Origin of the sequence: Salipiger marinus (assembly GCF_900100085.1) — a bacterium.
Classification (GTDB): Bacteria; Pseudomonadota; Alphaproteobacteria; order Rhodobacterales; family Rhodobacteraceae; genus Salipiger; species Salipiger marinus.
In genome coordinates, this window is record NZ_FNEJ01000018.1 from 27,649 (window position 1) to 43,495 (window position 15,847).

19 protein-coding genes are annotated in these 15,847 nt (G+C 61.3%); 16 read left to right on the top strand and 3 right to left on the bottom strand.

All coding sequences use genetic code 11. The features are described from left to right. The first annotated feature begins 66 nt into the window (after nucleotides 1-66). From BLR51_RS18345 to BLR51_RS18355, 3 genes are read left to right on the top strand one after another with little or no spacing between them, the layout of a single operon-like run. On the top strand, nucleotides 67-1,665 hold the full coding sequence (locus BLR51_RS18345; protein WP_278184866.1) for a recombinase family protein: 1,599 nt from the start codon (nucleotides 67-69) through the stop codon (nucleotides 1,663-1,665). After that, nucleotides 1,659-2,552 carry a ParB/RepB/Spo0J family partition protein gene (locus BLR51_RS18350; RefSeq protein WP_089849702.1) on the top strand — a complete coding sequence of 298 codons (894 nt, stop codon included), beginning with the start codon at nucleotides 1,659-1,661 and terminating at the stop codon, nucleotides 2,550-2,552. Before BLR51_RS18345 ends, BLR51_RS18350 begins: the two co-directional genes overlap by 7 nt. Continuing rightward, complete coding sequence (locus BLR51_RS18355) at nucleotides 2,549-3,484, top strand: plasmid partitioning protein RepB C-terminal domain-containing protein (protein WP_089849704.1); 936 nt, start codon at nucleotides 2,549-2,551, stop codon at nucleotides 3,482-3,484. The genes BLR51_RS18350 and BLR51_RS18355 overlap by 4 nt, the downstream gene beginning before the upstream one ends. Nucleotides 3,485-3,825: 341 nt before the next feature. Here the strand turns inward: BLR51_RS18355 and BLR51_RS18360 are convergent, their stop codons facing one another. Both BLR51_RS18360 and BLR51_RS18365 read right to left on the bottom strand, forming a co-directional pair. Further along, nucleotides 3,826-4,668, bottom strand: a complete 843-nt coding sequence (locus BLR51_RS18360; protein WP_089849706.1) for a hypothetical protein — start codon at nucleotides 4,666-4,668, stop codon at nucleotides 3,826-3,828. Between the two features lie 232 nt (nucleotides 4,669-4,900). Next, nucleotides 4,901-5,554 (bottom strand): hypothetical protein, encoded by a 654-nt coding sequence (locus BLR51_RS18365; RefSeq protein ID WP_226562355.1) that lies wholly within the window; start codon nucleotides 5,552-5,554, stop codon nucleotides 4,901-4,903. Nucleotides 5,555-6,015: 461 nt separating this feature from the next. On the opposite strand from BLR51_RS18365, the gene BLR51_RS18370 reads away from it, so the two are divergent. Further along, a complete protein-coding gene (locus BLR51_RS18370) occupies nucleotides 6,016-6,258 on the top strand; it encodes a type II toxin-antitoxin system ParD family antitoxin (RefSeq protein WP_089849711.1) in 243 nt (80 codons plus the stop codon). A 5-nt stretch (nucleotides 6,259-6,263) separates the two neighbouring features. After that, nucleotides 6,264-6,584 (top strand): type II toxin-antitoxin system RelE/ParE family toxin, encoded by a 321-nt coding sequence (locus BLR51_RS18375; RefSeq protein WP_089849714.1) that lies wholly within the window; start codon nucleotides 6,264-6,266, stop codon nucleotides 6,582-6,584. Nucleotides 6,585-6,598: 14 nt separating this feature from the next. Here the strand turns inward: BLR51_RS18375 and BLR51_RS18380 are convergent, their stop codons facing one another. Continuing rightward, nucleotides 6,599-6,826, bottom strand: coding sequence for a hypothetical protein (locus tag BLR51_RS18380; RefSeq protein WP_057796709.1), 228 nt, complete (start codon nucleotides 6,824-6,826; stop codon nucleotides 6,599-6,601). A gap of 245 nt (nucleotides 6,827-7,071) precedes the next feature. On the opposite strand from BLR51_RS18380, the gene BLR51_RS18385 reads away from it, so the two are divergent. From BLR51_RS18385 to BLR51_RS18435, 11 genes are read left to right on the top strand one after another with little or no spacing between them, the layout of a single operon-like run. After that, on the top strand, nucleotides 7,072-7,398 hold the full coding sequence (locus BLR51_RS18385) for a hypothetical protein (RefSeq protein WP_010138156.1): 327 nt from the start codon (nucleotides 7,072-7,074) through the stop codon (nucleotides 7,396-7,398). Continuing rightward, nucleotides 7,355-8,038 carry a lytic transglycosylase domain-containing protein gene (locus BLR51_RS18390; RefSeq protein WP_089849717.1) on the top strand — a complete coding sequence of 228 codons (684 nt, stop codon included), beginning with the start codon at nucleotides 7,355-7,357 and terminating at the stop codon, nucleotides 8,036-8,038. The genes BLR51_RS18385 and BLR51_RS18390 overlap by 44 nt, the downstream gene beginning before the upstream one ends. Further along, nucleotides 8,035-8,325, top strand: coding sequence for a TrbC/VirB2 family protein (locus BLR51_RS18395; RefSeq protein ID WP_054540759.1), 291 nt, complete (start codon nucleotides 8,035-8,037; stop codon nucleotides 8,323-8,325). Before BLR51_RS18390 ends, BLR51_RS18395 begins: the two co-directional genes overlap by 4 nt. A gap of 9 nt (nucleotides 8,326-8,334) precedes the next feature. Continuing rightward, complete coding sequence (locus tag BLR51_RS18400) at nucleotides 8,335-8,613, top strand: VirB3 family type IV secretion system protein (protein ID WP_009574151.1); 279 nt, start codon at nucleotides 8,335-8,337, stop codon at nucleotides 8,611-8,613. Further along, on the top strand, nucleotides 8,603-10,987 hold the full coding sequence (locus tag BLR51_RS18405) for a VirB4 family type IV secretion/conjugal transfer ATPase (RefSeq protein WP_089849720.1): 2,385 nt from the start codon (nucleotides 8,603-8,605) through the stop codon (nucleotides 10,985-10,987). The genes BLR51_RS18400 and BLR51_RS18405 overlap by 11 nt, the downstream gene beginning before the upstream one ends. Beyond that, nucleotides 10,984-11,199: a hypothetical protein gene (locus BLR51_RS18410; RefSeq protein ID WP_089849723.1), complete on the top strand. Its 216-nt coding sequence runs from the start codon at nucleotides 10,984-10,986 to the stop codon at nucleotides 11,197-11,199. Before BLR51_RS18405 ends, BLR51_RS18410 begins: the two co-directional genes overlap by 4 nt. 4 nt (nucleotides 11,200-11,203) lie before the next feature. Further along, nucleotides 11,204-12,370: a lytic transglycosylase domain-containing protein gene (locus tag BLR51_RS18415; protein WP_089849725.1), complete on the top strand. Its 1,167-nt coding sequence runs from the start codon at nucleotides 11,204-11,206 to the stop codon at nucleotides 12,368-12,370. Then, nucleotides 12,367-13,164, top strand: coding sequence for a type IV secretion system protein (locus BLR51_RS18420; RefSeq protein WP_028095516.1), 798 nt, complete (start codon nucleotides 12,367-12,369; stop codon nucleotides 13,162-13,164). The genes BLR51_RS18415 and BLR51_RS18420 overlap by 4 nt, the downstream gene beginning before the upstream one ends. Nucleotides 13,165-13,178: 14 nt before the next feature. After that, the gene (locus tag BLR51_RS18425) at nucleotides 13,179-13,826 is read left to right on the top strand and encodes a VirB8 family type IV secretion system protein (protein ID WP_089849825.1); all 648 of its coding nucleotides are present in this window, start codon (nucleotides 13,179-13,181) and stop codon (nucleotides 13,824-13,826) included. Then, on the top strand, nucleotides 13,823-14,524 hold the full coding sequence (locus BLR51_RS18430; protein WP_164213297.1) for a TrbG/VirB9 family P-type conjugative transfer protein: 702 nt from the start codon (nucleotides 13,823-13,825) through the stop codon (nucleotides 14,522-14,524). Before BLR51_RS18425 ends, BLR51_RS18430 begins: the two co-directional genes overlap by 4 nt. Beyond that, nucleotides 14,521-15,846, top strand: coding sequence for a TraB/TrbI/VirB10 family type IV secretion system protein (locus tag BLR51_RS18435; RefSeq protein ID WP_089849727.1), 1,326 nt, complete (start codon nucleotides 14,521-14,523; stop codon nucleotides 15,844-15,846). The genes BLR51_RS18430 and BLR51_RS18435 overlap by 4 nt, the downstream gene beginning before the upstream one ends. The last annotated feature ends 1 nt before the right edge of the window (nucleotide 15,847 follow it).

The window sequence follows — 15,847 nt, forward strand, 5'->3', positions numbered from 1 at the left end:
TGAAAAGCGGCAGTTCGTATTTGCGCCCAATCTGCGGTAGAGGGCCATCAGCTCGAAGCAGCCCACATGATTTCTTGGGAGGCGGGCGTGGCTCGGGGAAAAGCACCATTATCCGAAGGAGAAACCGAGCCGTCCGCGCAGCTGCTGGCTGCGGAGTACGTCCGGATGTCGACCGAGCATCAACAGTATTCAACCCAGAACCAGGCGCAGACGATCCGCGAATACGCCGAACGCCGCGGCATCAGGATTGTCAAAACCTATTCGGATGATGCGAAAAGCGGCCTGATCATCGGCGGCAGGATGGCATTGCAGCAGATGATCGCCGATGTCGAATCCGGCGTGGCCGACTTCAGCGTGATTCTGGTCTATGACGTCACCCGCTGGGGACGTTTTCAGGACACCGACGAATCTGCCTATTACGAATATCGCTGCCGAAAGGCGGGAATGCAGGTCGCCTATTGCGCCGAGCAATTCGAGAACGATGGTTCTCCGACCTCTACCATCGTCAAAAGCGTCAAGCGGGCAATGGCGGGCGAATACAGCCGTGAGCTTTCAGTGAAGGTCTTCGCGGGCCAATGCCGTCTGATTGAGCTCGGCTATCGTCAGGGCGGCCCGGCGGGCTTCGGGTTGCGTCGCGCCCTGCTCAATGAGCGGGGCGAAGTAAAAACCGAACTGAAGCGCGGTGAGCACAAGAGCCTTCAGACGGATCGCGTCGTCCTGGTTCCCGGACCAGACGATGAGGTCCGGACGGTGCGCTGGATCTACAGCCAGTTTCTGAAGAAGGGCCTGTCGGAAACCGAAATTGCGACAGAACTGAACGCGCGCGGCATCCTCACCGATCTCGGGCGGGCCTGGACCCGCGCGACCGTCCATCAGATCCTGACCAATGAGAAATACATCGGCAACAACGTCTACAACCGGCGCTCGTTCAAGCTGAAGCGAAAGCGGGTCGCAAACGGCCCGGAGATGTGGATCCGCTCGGACGGCGCCTTCGATGCCATCGTCGAGCCGAAACAGTTTCAGAAGGCCCAGGCCATCATCGCGGCACGCAACCGTCGCTTCTCGGATGAGGTGATGCTGGAGCGCCTTGCCCGGCTCTTCCAGCGTCATGGTTACATTTCCGGGCTGGTGATCGACGAAGCAGATGGCATGCCGTCCAGCGGCGCCTATGCCCATCGCTTCGGCAGCCTGCTCAGGGCCTATTCCCTTGTCGGGTTCACCCCGGATCGCGACTATCGCTACATCGAAGCCAACCGCCTGTTGCGGCAATTTCACGGCGACGAGATTGAGCGCGTGATCCACGAAATCACCCTGCTTGGCGGTGCTGTGATCAGGAACCCTGCGACGGACCTGCTGATCATCAACGGCGAATTCACGGCATCCGTCGTCGTCGCCCGCTGCCGCGAAACCTCCTCAGGCGGCCTGCGCTGGAAGATCCGCTTCGACACCGGACTCGCGCCCGACATCACCATCGCCATCAGGATGAACCGCACGAACACTGACGCGCTCGATTACTACCTGCTGCCCCAATTCGAGATGCGGAGCAAACCTCTGGGGCTTGCAGAGGAGAATGGCCTGATGCTGGACGCCTTCCGCTTTGAAACGTTGAACTTTTTCTTCGACATGGCCCGGCGCGTTTCCGTTTCCGAGGTGACACCATGGTGAGCGATATCGAAACCCACGCCGAGGTTCAGATTATCCCCATTGCGGCCATCACCGTGGAAAATCCGCGAGAACGATCTGAAAAGACCTTTCGTGCGCTGGTGGACAGTATCGGCAAGGTCGGGCTGAAGAAGCCGATCACCGTCGCGCAGGATGACACGGCGTCAGGGGATGCCTATCGGCTGGTCTGCGGTCAGGGGCGGATGGAGGCCTATGTTGCACTGGGCGAAACCCACATCCCGGCCATCGTCGTGGACGCGAACGAGGTCGAACGACTTCTGCGTAGCGTGATCGAGAATATCGCCCGCCGTCAGCAGCGACCGCTCGAGCTGCTGCAGGACATCGCCATCCTGCGCGACCGAGGATACTCGGACCACGACATCACCGAGAAAACCGGATTGTCATGGTCGTACGTTCACGAAATCGGCGAGTTGATCGCCAACGGCGAGGAACGACTGCTGATCGCGGTCGAGACCGGTCAGATGCCCCTCAGCGTCGCACTGTATATCACGAGGGCGGAAGAGAAGGATGTGCAGAAGGCGCTGGAAGCGGCCTATGCCTCGGGTGAATTGCGCGGCAAGAAGCTGCTTGAAGCACGGCGGCTGGTGGAACTGCGCCACCGGCACGGCAAGAAAAAGGGTGCCACACGCACAAAACGATCTGGGGTGCGGATGACATCGGCGGCGCTGGTCCGGGCCTATCGTATCGAGGCAGAACGCCAGCAGGACATGATCCGCAGGGCCCAGTCGACGCGCGGCAACCTGCTGTTCCTCGACGCAGCGTTCCAGTCCCTGCTCAAGGATGAGAATTTCCTCACTTTGCTCCGTGCCGAGGGGTTGGATTCCCTGCCGAGCATGGTGGTCGACGGTCTCAAGGAACCTCGGGCATGACACATATGGGCAAAACGCCCCCGCCCAAGGGGCCAGGATTTGAGCCGACCCTGCGTCAGATCCCGATCGCCACCATCCTGCCGGTGAAGCAACTGCCGATCACGGTTCCCAAGGGCCAGAAGTATGCACAGATCGCCGCATCGATCCGCGAGGCCGGCTTGATCGAACCGCTCGTGGTTGCGCGCGCTCCTGGTCAGGACGGCACGTTCATCCTGCTCGATGGTCATGTCCGTCTGCATGTCTTGAAGGAAATGGGCGAGGAAACCGTCACCTCCCTGGTCGCCACAGACGACGAGTCTTTCACCTACAACAAGCGCATCAGCCGTCTCGCGACAATTCAGGAACACAAGATGATCTTGCGGGCCATTGAGCGTGGCGTGCCAGAGGCCCGTATTGCTGCTGCACTGAATGTGGATGTGGCGTTGATCCGGCGAAAGCGGACATTGCTGAACGGCATCTGCCCCGAGGCTGCTGAACTCCTGAAGGACAAGCATTGCCCGGTCAACAGTTTCAGGTCCCTGCGCAAGATGAAGCCCTTGCGGCAGATTCAAGCGGCGGAACTTATGATCGCCGCGAACAACTACACGGTGGCCTATACCGAGGCCATCCTTACCGCGACCGATGCCGAAGACCTTGTCGATCCGGAAATGAAAAAAGAAACCTCTGGCATTACGCGCGAACAGGCGGAGCGGATGAAGGCCGAAATGGCCAGCCTGCAGAAGAACATCAAGTTGATCGAGGGGACGCTTGGCCCCGATCATTTACGCCTTGTGGTAGCGGGTCGCTACGTCGAACGGCTGCTCACGAATGAACGGATCAATCGCTATCTCGAAAAGAACCATGGAGAGATCCTCGGCGAGTTAGGTCGAATCGTGGCGGGCCTGTCTCGACCGGAACCGTCTTCGGAAGGGCCCGACGAGGCGGACGATTAAGGGATTCTGGAACAATCTGACGATGGGGACCCGGACCCAGTTCAAGCGCGGGGACCGCGGGAGACGCCGGACTGTGGGCCGGATCAAGCGCGGAGGTGGGGATGGCGGCGAACCCGTTCGGAGCCCACCAAGGTCGGCGGACATATCGCCGACCACGCAGGTATTCTTTTGCGATGACTATCTGCGATGTTTGACGGGCGCGCTGCATTCGACCGGATATTGGGTGCCAGTTGGGTTGGCGGCGCGCCCGCGAGTGACCACGTTTTGGTTGGCCAACACTTCGGTACTCAATGCCTGTCTGCCGCGATGCAGGGCAGGCCAGAATGGATTGGGCCCGCAAGTCATCTCGATATCTCGCCGGCCAGCACCGCGAGTCCGTGCACCGCCAAGGTCGCTGAAAACCTCTGGCACTCAAACTTGCGGATCACATCGAGGACCCGCGCTTCGTAGGCAGCGTGTCCAATCAAGCGACACAAGTCGGACGCGTGGAACTGGCGGTTCGCCGTTGGTGCGGCTTGCATCTGTCTCAGCAATTCGCGCTCTTTGGGGTCCGTTGTTGGTCTCGCGGGCGGCTTGACCGCGGGACGAGTTGGAGTTCCCGACGAATTTCGCCACCGGCGCATGAAGCCAAGCAGGAAGCCGGCCGGCACCCTGCCGTTGCCTCGCGACCGGTTGAAGGCGAGGAAGCGATCCCAGATGACCTGGGTGTCGATGTTCCAGCAGGGCAACGTGGCCTTCACTGCTTTGATGAGCTCTGCCCAACTGGTCTGAAAAACGTTCGAACTCGCGGTGATATCGATCAGCCCTGAGAAGATAGTTTTGTTATTATTATCTCTAGATAGTGATGTGTCGCCTTCACCTGACACGAGATCATGGGTTTCACGCTCCTCGTCGAAGGCGGAAAACCGAAAGATCCAGGGCGCGAACTTGCCATTCGGCTTCGCCCGCTCGAGCTGCAACTGCGAAGCCTCAAGTTCGTTCAGAAGAACCGTAAGATACTGCCGTGAGACACCCATCTTCTCCGCCAGGGCCGAGAGGGTGAAGGCTGCCGTTCCGCGCGACAAACCGTTGTAGCCATCCTTCCAGGCGATGGCGTCGAGGATGAGGGTGGCAAGCTTGTGCGCTGCGACAGAGAGATTTGTCTGTGTAATCCGTCGCAGGATCAGGCCGGTCGTAGGTTCCATAGTCGAGGTCTCCTTGGAGATCCGACGCCATGTCGTGAGACAACAACATTCTTGCCAGCAAAACAACTTTGCTGGTTGCAGGTGTTTTAGCGGTGCGCTAGGAAACTCTTGTTCACGGAGTTTTCTAGCGCGGCGTCAGGCTTCACGGTCTGGCGTCGTATCCTTTTCTTGGGGGTTAAGGGGTGCCACGCTTGGTCGTCAGGGCAAGAACGACGAAGCGCGGGCCGGTTTGTCAGTAGTGAACTTCTTCGAATCCGTAGCTGCCTGCGTTATCTCGCCAGTCGACGAAGACGGATCGGTATAAATAGCTGCCACACCGATCAGGGATGCTCAGGCCAGCTGCGGCCGGCACTTGGCCAACGTTGGATCTTGTCCATCGGTAATCGCCCTGCACGCCGTAGGACCCCAATCGCGTGAGATCGCTATGATGACATGTGCCATCTCGGTTCTCGTACTGGCTATACTCGATGTGATAGACGCGAATGCTGCGCACGAAATCAAAGGCGTCGCCCGAAATGTCGATGTCGGCTTGCTCATCCGCTTGGACGCGGACTAGGGGAATTGGATTCGAGGCCTGCGGTTCGGGCGGATTGCGGAACGTGATGTCATAAAGGCGTTCCATAGGCGACATTGGACTGGGGTCTTTGAACGACACACCCATTGGGCACCGCCAGATTTGTAAGGGCGGCTCGATCGGCCATGGCGTGATCCGCCGAATGAAGACCGCTCTGGCATGCGCGCAGGGCGCAGAGGCAGGCCAACCGCCCGCAAGGCAGAGGAGGATCGCACAATCCACCTGATAGGCCTGAGCCGGAGCTGACGAGGCCATTAGTCCGGATATGCTTATTGCCGTGGCTGTTGCCACGCCGTGGATCACGTGCTTCATGATGCCGACTCCATCTATAATGGTGCAGCGATACGAAACAACATTAATGATAGCAAGGAGATTTGATTGATGGTTGCGTGCGATTGTTCGCTTGTCTAGCTTGATGGCTTCCAAGAACTGACGTCGGTTCTGGCTGCTTCGGCGTCTTGAAAGTGGCCAAAATTGCGGACCTCTTTCATGTTAACTTTCACTCAAATATCTGTAAAAAAATACAAATATAGCATTTCAATGCGGCCACGAAAGCGGTCATGGAAGAACAGGCCGCATGAGCCCGTCACACGGAGAGTCGCAGCGCTCATGGTCTCAGGAATGGCAGAACGGAAAACTGTCTCGCCTGGTTCCCCGGCGGGAATCCGGGCGCAGAAGGACGGGGTGGAGCAACGAGCCTATGTTGGGACCGAACATGACCTTGAAGATTTATGTCAGTATCTGATACGATTGAGCATGGATAGGAGAGTCTGATGCCAAACGTCCACCTGACCGAACCGATGCAGAAATATGTGCAGGCGCAGATCGAGTCCGGCGCCTACGCCAATTTGAGCGAAGTCGTGCGCGCCGGCGTCAGGATGCTGATGGAGCGGGATGGCGCCCGGCAGTTCTATTCCCTCAAGGCCGACCTAGAGGAAGCAGCCTCCCTGGCCGAAAATGGGGATTTCGCCGAGTTCGATGCTCATGCCTTCGAACCGGATGCGTTTGATCGCTGACCCACATGACAATTCGGCTTTCCGGTCGGGCCAGGGCCGACCTTGAAGAGATCCGTGCCTACACCGTCGAAACTTGGGGTAGGGACCGATGGCTCGTCTATTACCGCCAGTTGGTCAACGCCTTCGAGCAGATCACCGGGGATCCCGACCGGGGTCGGGACAGGAGTCTCTTCGTTCCGGGGATGCGGTCCGTCAACTGCCAACGTCACGTGATCTTCTACAAGCGGCTAGATGCGGCGGACGGGGCGGCAGTCATCCTGCGCATCGTGCACCTGCGCCGCAACATGCCCGCGCTCGTCTACTACGAGGATCTCGACGGCGGTTAAGCCCTTGCGTTTCCTCATTCCAATAGCTCGACCAGTTTCCCATAGTCTTCACTGACCTCGCGTGCCTCCTGAAACGCGCGTTGACGCTCGGCATCAAGGCAACGGAAGTATTCCTGGATGTCGGCGATGTAGCCCTCGAAATCAGAACGCAGCAGATCGGCATAGGCACGCATGTCTTCTTGCGACTGGGGCAAGAACGGTCGCTCGGGTGGTATGCAATCCGCAGCTGCGGCTACCGGCATGCTTCTAAGCAGGAACGCGAACAGCAACGGTGCGTTGCGCGCAATAAACAAGCGCAGGGCAAAACTCCTTTGCCGCCTTTAAGATTATCATTCTGTCGGATATCACCCTTATCGGAGCAAGGCGAACTTCGTCAACACGTTATTATTGTCTTGCTATCATTAATGTTGTTTTGTATCGCTCGCGGTGTTGCGACCCCGTGGGCCTGATACTGCACCCAGGCAGAACAAGGACCCAAGGGAAGGCCATGATAGAAGAAGCCCCGAATGTGGTTACAGAAGACGGACTGCGCGGCTTGCTCGCCGAGGGCTACCTCATTGAGGTGGTCTGCAAGGAGAGAGCAGAGAAGCGCCATAACAGCTGGTACGGCTCGTGGGTCATCCGCGCCGTCGCCACTGATGGGCGTGACGATAAGATGCTCGTCACCAGCCGAAGCGTCCTCAAGCTCCGCGACTTCAAAACCATCGTTGGCCTTGTCAGTTTCCTGGCCGACATGGGCTGTACGACCGCTAGCATCCCACTTGAAGAAGGTGGCCGCGAACGCCACGCCGCGCCTCCGGTCAAAGGCAGCTGACTGCGCGACTGCGCTCGTCGTTGCTTTGGGTACAGGCGTTTGTTCCGCGCCCCCGGCCCTGGCCGACGGTTTCATCTTTTCGGTTGGCCCAGACGGCCAATTGATTTCCACTTCTCAAGAGGCAAACGGGCGCCTTTTTCTCTTCGCAGAACCTCGCGTTCCTGACGCAACGAGCGAGACAGCGATCCCGGCTCGATCCGCCGCCCGCGCCACCCCAGAAATCCTCCATGCGATCGAGAGCACGGCTCTGCGGTATGCCGGGCATGGTGCGCTGCGTCGCGCGGGGCTTTCAGTCACTGATTGGGCGCTCCTTTACCGGGCCAATATCGAAGTCGAGAGCGCATACAATCCGGCTGCACGTAGCCCTGTCGGTGCGATAGGCCTTGGCCAGCTTATGCCGGATACCGCCCGCGACCTCGGCGTGGACCCACATGACATTGCGCAGAACCTCGACGGATCAGCCCGCTACTTGCTGATGATGCTCGACCAGTTCGGTGAGGGCTCTCTGGCCCTTGCGGCGTACAACGCTGGCCCTGAGGCGGTCACACGCCACGGCGGCATCCCCCCTTTTCGAGAAACCCAAGGGCATGTGGCCCGTGTGACTGCCGTGTTTGAGCGGCTCAGAGGAGATCTTTCATGACATCGAGACCTTCGATCGTCGCGCTCGGCGCGATGGCCCTTATCGTGCTGGCGGGTCCAGCGCTTGCACAGAGCATCGACCTCTCGCCGGTACAGACCCTGCTTCAAGGAATTGTCGATGCGATCACCGGCCCCTTGGGAATCGTGATCGGAACGCTTGCGCTGATCGGGGTGTTCCTTTCCTGGCTCTTTGGCATCCTCGACTTCCGTCAGGCGCTCTGGGTCGTGGTTGCAATCGCGGGCATCGCCGCAGCACCCACCATCGTCGCCGCCATCTGGACCACCTGAGCTCCGTCCATGGCTGACCAGTCCCGCGTGTTCATCGGCCTTCTCAGGCCACCCAAGCTGATGGGCTTGCCGATCATGTACGCCATGGTCTGGCTCTTCGGCTCGACGCTTCTGTTCCTCTGGGTGCAGAGCTGGGTGGTCGCTGTGTTCGCGGGGCTGGCCTGGCCGGCGCTCTGGAAGGCCGCAGACTGGGATCCGAACTTCCTCGATGTCCTGGTGATCACCCTGCAGGAAACCCCGCCCACGACGAACCGCAAGCTGCACGGAGGCGACAGCTATGCCCCGTGATGGACTTGCCGATGAGGTTGAGAACGCCAGCGATCCGCTGACCGCGCTACCCGCATGGGTCAAGGGCGAGAAGCGGCTCTCAATGATGCTGCCTTATGTGAGCCTCGTGAACGACCGAACGATCCGGACACGCGGCAACGAACTGATGCAGTGCATCCGCCTCGAAGGGGTGAACAGCACCACGAGCGAGGACGGGCATCTCGACCGTATCGGAGGGTTGCTGGCTGGCATCGTGGCGCAGGTCGGGACCGAGTTCTCATTCTACCTGCACAAGGTGTCGAAAGCGGTCGATGTGACCCTGCCGCCCGTTCCGGGCGAAGGGTTTGCGGCTGCCGTCGACGAACGATGGCACGCGCATCTCGGCCGCGCGGGTTTGCGCGACAAGACGCTGACCCTGACGGTGCTGAAGCGACCCGAGACCGGCAGCCGCTTGCCCTTCGGTCTGGGCGCGTCCCGCGCCCGGCATGCGGCGGACACGACCCGACGCTTGCGCAAGCTCGACGAGGTGGTGGGGTTTCTGCTGTCGTCCTTCGATGAGCTGAAGCCCCGCCTGCTGGCCGCCAGCGGCGGCGAGCTTCTGGGCTTCCTCGGCTCCCTCAACACCGGCGAAGAACATCCGCTCTTCCCCCGGTCGCGCCTCGGTGTGATCGCCGAGGACGTAGCCAATACCCGCGTCACCTTCCGCGGCACGACCATCGCGCTCTCCGACGGTGCCGTGGGCGACAAGCTCGGCGCGATCTTCGCGGTGAAGAACTACCCCGCCAAGACCGACAGCCTGATGCTCGACGAGCTGAACCTGCCCGTCGACATGGTGGTCACCCATTCTTTCGTGCCGATCAACGCCAACATCATGGCCGGCAGGATCAAGCGGCAGCTGCGCCTCATGCAGGCCGCCAATGACGGGGCCGTCAGCCTCGCGCAGGAGTTGGAACTGGCCCAAGACGATCTGGAATCGAAACGCCTGATCTTCGGCGAACATCATATGACGGTGGCGGTCTATGCGCGGACCCAAGCGGCACTCGACGACATCGCGGCCGAGATCCGCAATATCTCGGCCACCTCCGGCATCAACCTGATCTCGGAAGCCTTCGGGGGGCGGGCGCATTTCATGGCGCAGCATCCCGGGAACACCGGGGCGCGCAGCCGAAAGGCCGCGATCACGAACCACAACTTCGCCGATCTCGCCACCTTCCACCGCACGCCGCTCGGCAAGACCGGTAGGGAAGTGCCATGGGGCGTGCCGATCACGCTTTTCCCGACACCGGAGCGCAGCGGGTTTCGCTTCAGCTTCCACGAACAGGGCGCGCCGGATCGCGAACCCACGGGAGGCCACACGCTAATCCTCGGCCGTCCCGGCTCCGGCAAATCCGTCCTGGCGGCCTTCCTGATGACCATGGCACGGCGGGCAGGTGCGCGGGTCTTCGTCTTCGACTATCGCGCGGGGATGGAGATGGCCGTCCGCGCGCTCGGAGGCAGCTATTCGACCGTGCGGGCGGGGCGCCCCACGGGCCTCAATCCGCTCCAGACCGAGATCGACGTGCGGGGCCAGGCATGGCTTGCTGATTGGCTCGCGAGCCTCTTGGAGCGGCGCGATCGACCGCTAACCCCGGTTCAGACCAACCGATTGCAAGAAGTCGTGCGCCAGAACGCAAGCGCAGGACATGCGGGCCTACGAAACTGGTCGGATTTCGCCTCGCTGCTGGTCTCGACCGATGACGAGGGCGATCTCTTCGAGCGTATGCAGGAATGGACGGCCGAGGGTCGCTACGGCTGGATCTTCGGGGCCAATGCCGAGGACAGTTTCAGCATCGATGGCGACGTCGCGGGCTTTGACCTCACTGGCATTCTCGATTCCGAGAGTGAGCGGGAACGCATGGCCGTCCTGTCCTACCTCTTTCGCCGGGTCGAGCGGGTGATCGAGGACCGCAAGCCCACCATCATCGTCATCGACGAGGCATGGAAAGCCCTCGACAACGCCTACTTTGCGGAGCGACTCAGCAACTGGCTGGTGACCGCCCGCAAGCAGAACGCCGTCGTCGTGATGATGACGCAATATGCCAGCCAGCTCGAGCGCACGCGCACCGGCAAGACCATCGTGGAAGCTGTGCCAACCCAGGTGCTCTTGCCCAACATTCGTGCTTCCGCCGCTGACTACGCGATGCTCGGCCTGACCGAGAAAGAGCTCGACGTGCTTCTAGGCGTCGGCTCGGCCTCGCGGCTCGCGCTTGTACGCGACGACCGTGGTTCCGTCGTGATCGATGCCGATCTCAGCGCGCTCGGCCCGCTCGTGACCATCCTTGGCGGAATGGAGAAGGGCGAAGCGCTTGTCGGCGCCGATTATCGCGAACGTCCTGATTTCTGGAGAGTGACATGACCCGTACCATCATTCGCAGCGTCGTGCTGCTCGGGCTCGGCCTGACGTTGACAGCCTGTGCGCAGCATAACGCCCCGCAAGCCAACTGCTTCAGTTTTCGCGAGGCTCCTGTGCAGGCAGGAACCGCCACCGCCACGATCTCGACCATGGGGGCGGAGGTCACGCGCCGCGACACGGCCTGCGATTTTGTCCTCTTGGGGGCGAGCGGCTAAGCCAATGCGGACCTGGCTTCCTCTCTCGATGATCGGTTTTGCGCTGGCAGGTCCCACGGCGGGGCCAGCGATCGCCCAGGGCGTGCCGACCTTCGACCTGCGCCTCTTCGCGGAGCGGCAGGCCATCCTTGAGCAGACCGATCGTGACCTGGCACTGCAGCAGGACCGGCTAAGCCGCGAGGAGGAACTGGCCGAAATCGAGCGCCAGCAACTCGCCTCCCTCGAAGGGCTGATGGATGCCATGTCGCTTGGCGCTGGAGACGTGGCCGGAACCGTGGCGGGGCTCGAGGCGGGGCAGGGGGCGGTAGACAACGTCGAAAGCGCGGCCGCCAGTCTTTATGCGCCCGAGGACGCCAATCCAGCGGCAGCGCGGATGTTCGGCGATGCCCGGGAGGGGATCGAGGAGCTGATCATCCGCGCAGCACGCGACACCCATAGTCTGTCCGGGGTCGGCCGCGCAGGTCTTTCGCTCGTGCAATGGCGCTGTCTCTTGCAGGCGCTGATCTGGCAGGAAAGCCGTTTCCAGATCGGGGCACGCTCACCCGTGGGGGCCTTCGGACTTACCCAGATCATGCCCGGTACCGCGGGGGATCTCGGGATCTACCCGGCCTATTACGACGATCCCTATCTGCAGGTCACCGGCGGTGCGCGATACCTCGCACAAATGCTGAACATGTTCGATGGCAACATTATCCATGCGCTCGCCGCCTATAACGCCGGGCCGGGCAATGTGCAGGATTATGGCGGTGTGCCGCCTTTCGCGGAAACCCAGCATTATGTCGTGGTGATCCCGCAGCAGTACAACAGCTACCTCGCGGCCGTAGGCGGCATCGATGCCCTCGGCACCATCGACCCTGTGCTCCTCGCCAACGCGAGTTTCAGCCTCTCGGCCCACGGCGCAGGGGTCTATGGCGACTATTCGCTGGTCTCGGTCCGTGCCGCCGCCCTGCGGGTTCAGGACATCATCACCCGCATTGGTGAGACCGAGGATCTCCACGAGGCCATCGCGCTCAACACCTATGCCCGGGCCGAACTGGCCCGGCTGGTCGCAATCCGGACCCGGATCAAGGCCGCACGAACCGAGCCACTCAGCGCCGAGCAGTTCGCCTTGGCGGCAGCGCAGGCTGCCGAACGGCAATACATGGATTTTAGTCAGGAGGATTTGCGTTGAACCTGCGCCTGCCCCGTTCCCTTTTCGCCGGTAGCATCGCTCTCGCGCTTGCCCTCAATGTCACCGGACCTGTCGCGGCACAGGGTGTGCCCACGGTGGACACTCAGAACATTGCTCAGGAAATCCGCCAGCTTCAACAGATGCTGCAGGATTTCGGGATCCAGACCGATCTTCTGGACAATGCGTTGGAGCAACTGGACATGCTGCAAAGCCAACTCGATCAGCTGAACGAGATGTATGCCTCGCTCACCGGGCCGCGCAGCATCCTCGGACTTGCCATGGGCGGGGACCTCGACACCTTGCTTGAGGCCAACTTCGAAGACATCCCCGGCCTGATCCGAGGCATCCAGGCGGGCGATTGGAGCGCGCTCATCGGGCCCAATGCCGGGCCCATGCGCACGCAGATGGAACAGGCGCTGGCAAGCGCCGGGTTCGACGAGGATTCACTCCGCGAGATCGCCACCAGCGGCAATCCGGGCGCCGAAGGCGTTGCTACGCGGGCAACCACAGGTGCTGTGATGTCGGCGGCGGCGCAGAACAGCCACGCAGAGGCGGAACAGTCGCTCGAACGGGTGGAACGTCTGGTCGAGATGATCCCGGACATGGAAGATCTCAAAGCCTCGATGGATCATAACACACGCGTCACGGCGGAACTCGCCATCGCCATGACCCGGATGTGGGAGCTGGAAGCGATCCAGACCCTCGGCGCAGGCAATGCAGGCGTGGTTGATGCCGCCACCGTCGCCGAAGAGCGCCGCTACATGGACTTCACCTTGCCGGATCTTGAGCCATGAGTGGGGCAGGCGTGATGACTGCGCGCGAACTCGTGGAAGAGGAACTTGTTTACGGTGCCCTGCGCCGTGAACAGCTTTGGCGAGTGATCGGCCTTTCCGGGGCGGGCTTTGGCGTATTCGGCTGTTTGACGGCTGCGGCTGTCGCGCTGATGATCGAAACGCCGCCTCCCGTGGTTGTGCCCTACGATCCCGCGACCGGGATGGCGCTCCCCAATGCCACGGTTGAAACCGTGTCGCTCTCCGAACGGCCTGCCGTGATCGAAGCGCAAATCTACCGCTACATTCTCGACCGCGAAACCTACAACCAGCTCGACAACGATCTTCGTGTCCGCCGTGTCCTGGCACAGTCTTCCGGGTCGGCCGAGGCCAGCATGCGCGCGATGTGGACATCGGGTCAGGAGAACTATCCGCCGACGCGATACGGGGCTGCGGCCGAGATGGCCGTTGAGATCGCATCGATCAACCTTATTGGCGAGAACCGCGCACAGGTGCGGCTCAGAAAGCGCCTGACAAGTCCGCAGGGGGTACAGGATGGATCGTTCACTGCCACGTTGATGTTCGAATTCCGGCCCGAGCGGACCCGCGCGATCGACGATGTCTGGCAAAACCCTTTCGGTTTCACCGTCACCCAATATGCCATCCGATCGGACCGTTCCGAATGACTAGCACTCCAATCTTTACCTTGTTGGCCGCCAGTTTTCTCACGTTCGCGGGATCGACTGCCTTGGCCGAGACCACGCCCCGCCCAGGTTCTCATGACAACCGCGTGCGCGTCGCGACTTGGACTGAAGGCCAGGTTTACCGTGTCGTTACGACTCTGACCCGCGTCACCACAGTCGAATTCGGTGAGGGTGAAACCATCCGCTCGATCATCGCCGGCGATACGGTCGGGTTTCAATTCGACGGTGTCCCGGGTGGCCGTGCCTTCGCCATCAAGCCGACAGCATCTGGCGTCGCCACCAACATCACCGTCTACACCAACCGCCGCTCCTACTACTTCCATGTCGTCGAAGCCCGGGAGACGCCGCATTATGTCGTGCAGTTCCGCTATCCTGAAAACCGCGTGCAACCCACTAGGGCGGTTGCGGCCGATGCGCCGAATGCGAACTATGCGGTCAGCGCCCGAGAAGAGTTCACGCCGACGGCCATCTGGGATGATGGTACCTTCACGTATTTCCGGTTTGCACGGAACGCGCCGGTGCCCGCCATCTTCCGATATTCGAACGGAAGGGAACGCGCGGTGAACAGCCACACCTCGAGTGACGGCGTCATTCGCGTGTCTGGCGTCAACCGACAATGGGTCCTTCGCCTTGGCGAAGATGTGGTTTGCGTCCAGGACGCAGGGCAGGCCACATCATGACCGAAGGTACGGAAGACCTCGCCGCGCGCCTCGCGGCTCTCGAAGGCTCGACAGGCAAAGCGAAGGCAAGCAAGCGGCCTGCGCCGCTTGCCGCGATCCTTGGGGTCGTCGGCATCGCGGCAGCAGGCGGTCTGGCATGGGCTGCCCTGCAGCCATCAGCAGAAGCACCAATGGCGACCGCCGCGCCGGAGGAGTTCCAGAGCAGCGGCCCCGGATTCGGAGATCTGGCGCCGATTTCTGCCCCGCAGCCCAGCCAAGCCCCGCCTGCGGACACAGGTCCGAGCGAGTCGGAACTCGCGCTGATGGAAAGTCTTGCGACATTGAGAGCGGAACTCGAGGACCTGCGCGCAAGACCGGCCGAGGCCGCAGATAGCGGGGCGGAGCAGGCGATTGCAGACCTGACGGCGCAAATTGCCAACTTACATGAAGCATCCGCCGAGGCGCAGCGTGCCCTCGAGCGTCAGCTGACCGAGCGGGATCGCGAATTGGATCAGCTCCGCATGGACTTGGAACTTGCACGGCTTGCACCACCAGAGCCGACCTCATTGGGACCAAGTGAAGAAGAATTGCGGCTGGCCGAACTCGAAAGGCGGCGCGCAGCCGAAGCTGAGGCCCGCGCAGAGCGCATCGCGTCTCCTATGATCGCGTTCTCCGGGATGGGCGCGGGTGCGGATAGGGAGAATACGCTGGAAGCCGCGCGTCTGAATGCAGATGAAGCCTTTGTTCGTTCGGGCGCGCAACCAGCACAGGTGACACGTGCCGAAGTGATCGCGAACCCATCGAACACGGTTGTTCAAGGCACCATGATTCAGGCTGTGACAGAGACGGCCCTCGACAGCACACTGCCCGGCGCGATCCGCGCCATCGTCTCGGAAGACGTCCATTCTTTCGATGGAACGCGTATCCTGATCCCGCGCGGCGCGCGGCTGATCGGGCGCTACCGCTCCGATGTCGCACTTGCCCAATCGCGCGTCATGGTGGCATGGGACCGGATCATCTTGCCCGATAATCAGACCGTGCAGATCAGCGCCTTCGGTGGAGACGAACTCGGCCGTACTGGCACCACCGGGTTTGTCGACACCCGTTTCGCGCAACGCTTCGGCTCCGCCGCGCTGATCTCCTTGATCGGCGCCTTGCCTGCGGCTGCGGCGGGTCAAATCGACAGCGAGGCGGCGGCCGATGTTGCGAGCGATGTCGGCACGGATCTGCGCGATAGCACGCAAAGCGTGATGCAGGACTATCTGGCGATCCGGCCAGTGATACATGTCGATCAGGGTACACGGATCACGGTCATGGTCGATCGTGACCTGGAGATCTTCTGAC

Coding starts and splice junctions, on each gene's coding strand:
- BLR51_RS18365 (WP_226562355.1), bottom strand. CDS start 5,554: ATGAAGCACGTGATCCACGGCGTGGCAACAGCCACGGCAATAAGCATA.
- BLR51_RS18370 (WP_089849711.1), top strand. CDS start 6,016: ATGCCAAACGTCCACCTGACCGAACCGATGCAGAAATATGTGCAGGCG.
- BLR51_RS18405 (WP_089849720.1), top strand. CDS start 8,603: ATGCCCCGTGATGGACTTGCCGATGAGGTTGAGAACGCCAGCGATCCG.
- BLR51_RS18360 (WP_089849706.1), bottom strand. CDS start 4,668: ATGGAACCTACGACCGGCCTGATCCTGCGACGGATTACACAGACAAAT.
- BLR51_RS18380 (WP_057796709.1), bottom strand. CDS start 6,826: ATGCCGGTAGCCGCAGCTGCGGATTGCATACCACCCGAGCGACCGTTC.
- BLR51_RS18395 (WP_054540759.1), top strand. CDS start 8,035: ATGACATCGAGACCTTCGATCGTCGCGCTCGGCGCGATGGCCCTTATC.
- BLR51_RS18430 (WP_164213297.1), top strand. CDS start 13,823: ATGACTAGCACTCCAATCTTTACCTTGTTGGCCGCCAGTTTTCTCACG.
- BLR51_RS18410 (WP_089849723.1), top strand. CDS start 10,984: ATGACCCGTACCATCATTCGCAGCGTCGTGCTGCTCGGGCTCGGCCTG.
- BLR51_RS18350 (WP_089849702.1), top strand. CDS start 1,659: ATGGTGAGCGATATCGAAACCCACGCCGAGGTTCAGATTATCCCCATT.
- BLR51_RS18425 (WP_089849825.1), top strand. CDS start 13,179: ATGACTGCGCGCGAACTCGTGGAAGAGGAACTTGTTTACGGTGCCCTG.
- BLR51_RS18415 (WP_089849725.1), top strand. CDS start 11,204: ATGCGGACCTGGCTTCCTCTCTCGATGATCGGTTTTGCGCTGGCAGGT.
- BLR51_RS18385 (WP_010138156.1), top strand. CDS start 7,072: ATGATAGAAGAAGCCCCGAATGTGGTTACAGAAGACGGACTGCGCGGC.
- BLR51_RS18375 (WP_089849714.1), top strand. CDS start 6,264: ATGACAATTCGGCTTTCCGGTCGGGCCAGGGCCGACCTTGAAGAGATC.
- BLR51_RS18400 (WP_009574151.1), top strand. CDS start 8,335: ATGGCTGACCAGTCCCGCGTGTTCATCGGCCTTCTCAGGCCACCCAAG.
- BLR51_RS18345 (WP_278184866.1), top strand. CDS start 67: ATGATTTCTTGGGAGGCGGGCGTGGCTCGGGGAAAAGCACCATTATCC.
- BLR51_RS18435 (WP_089849727.1), top strand. CDS start 14,521: ATGACCGAAGGTACGGAAGACCTCGCCGCGCGCCTCGCGGCTCTCGAA.
- BLR51_RS18355 (WP_089849704.1), top strand. CDS start 2,549: ATGACACATATGGGCAAAACGCCCCCGCCCAAGGGGCCAGGATTTGAG.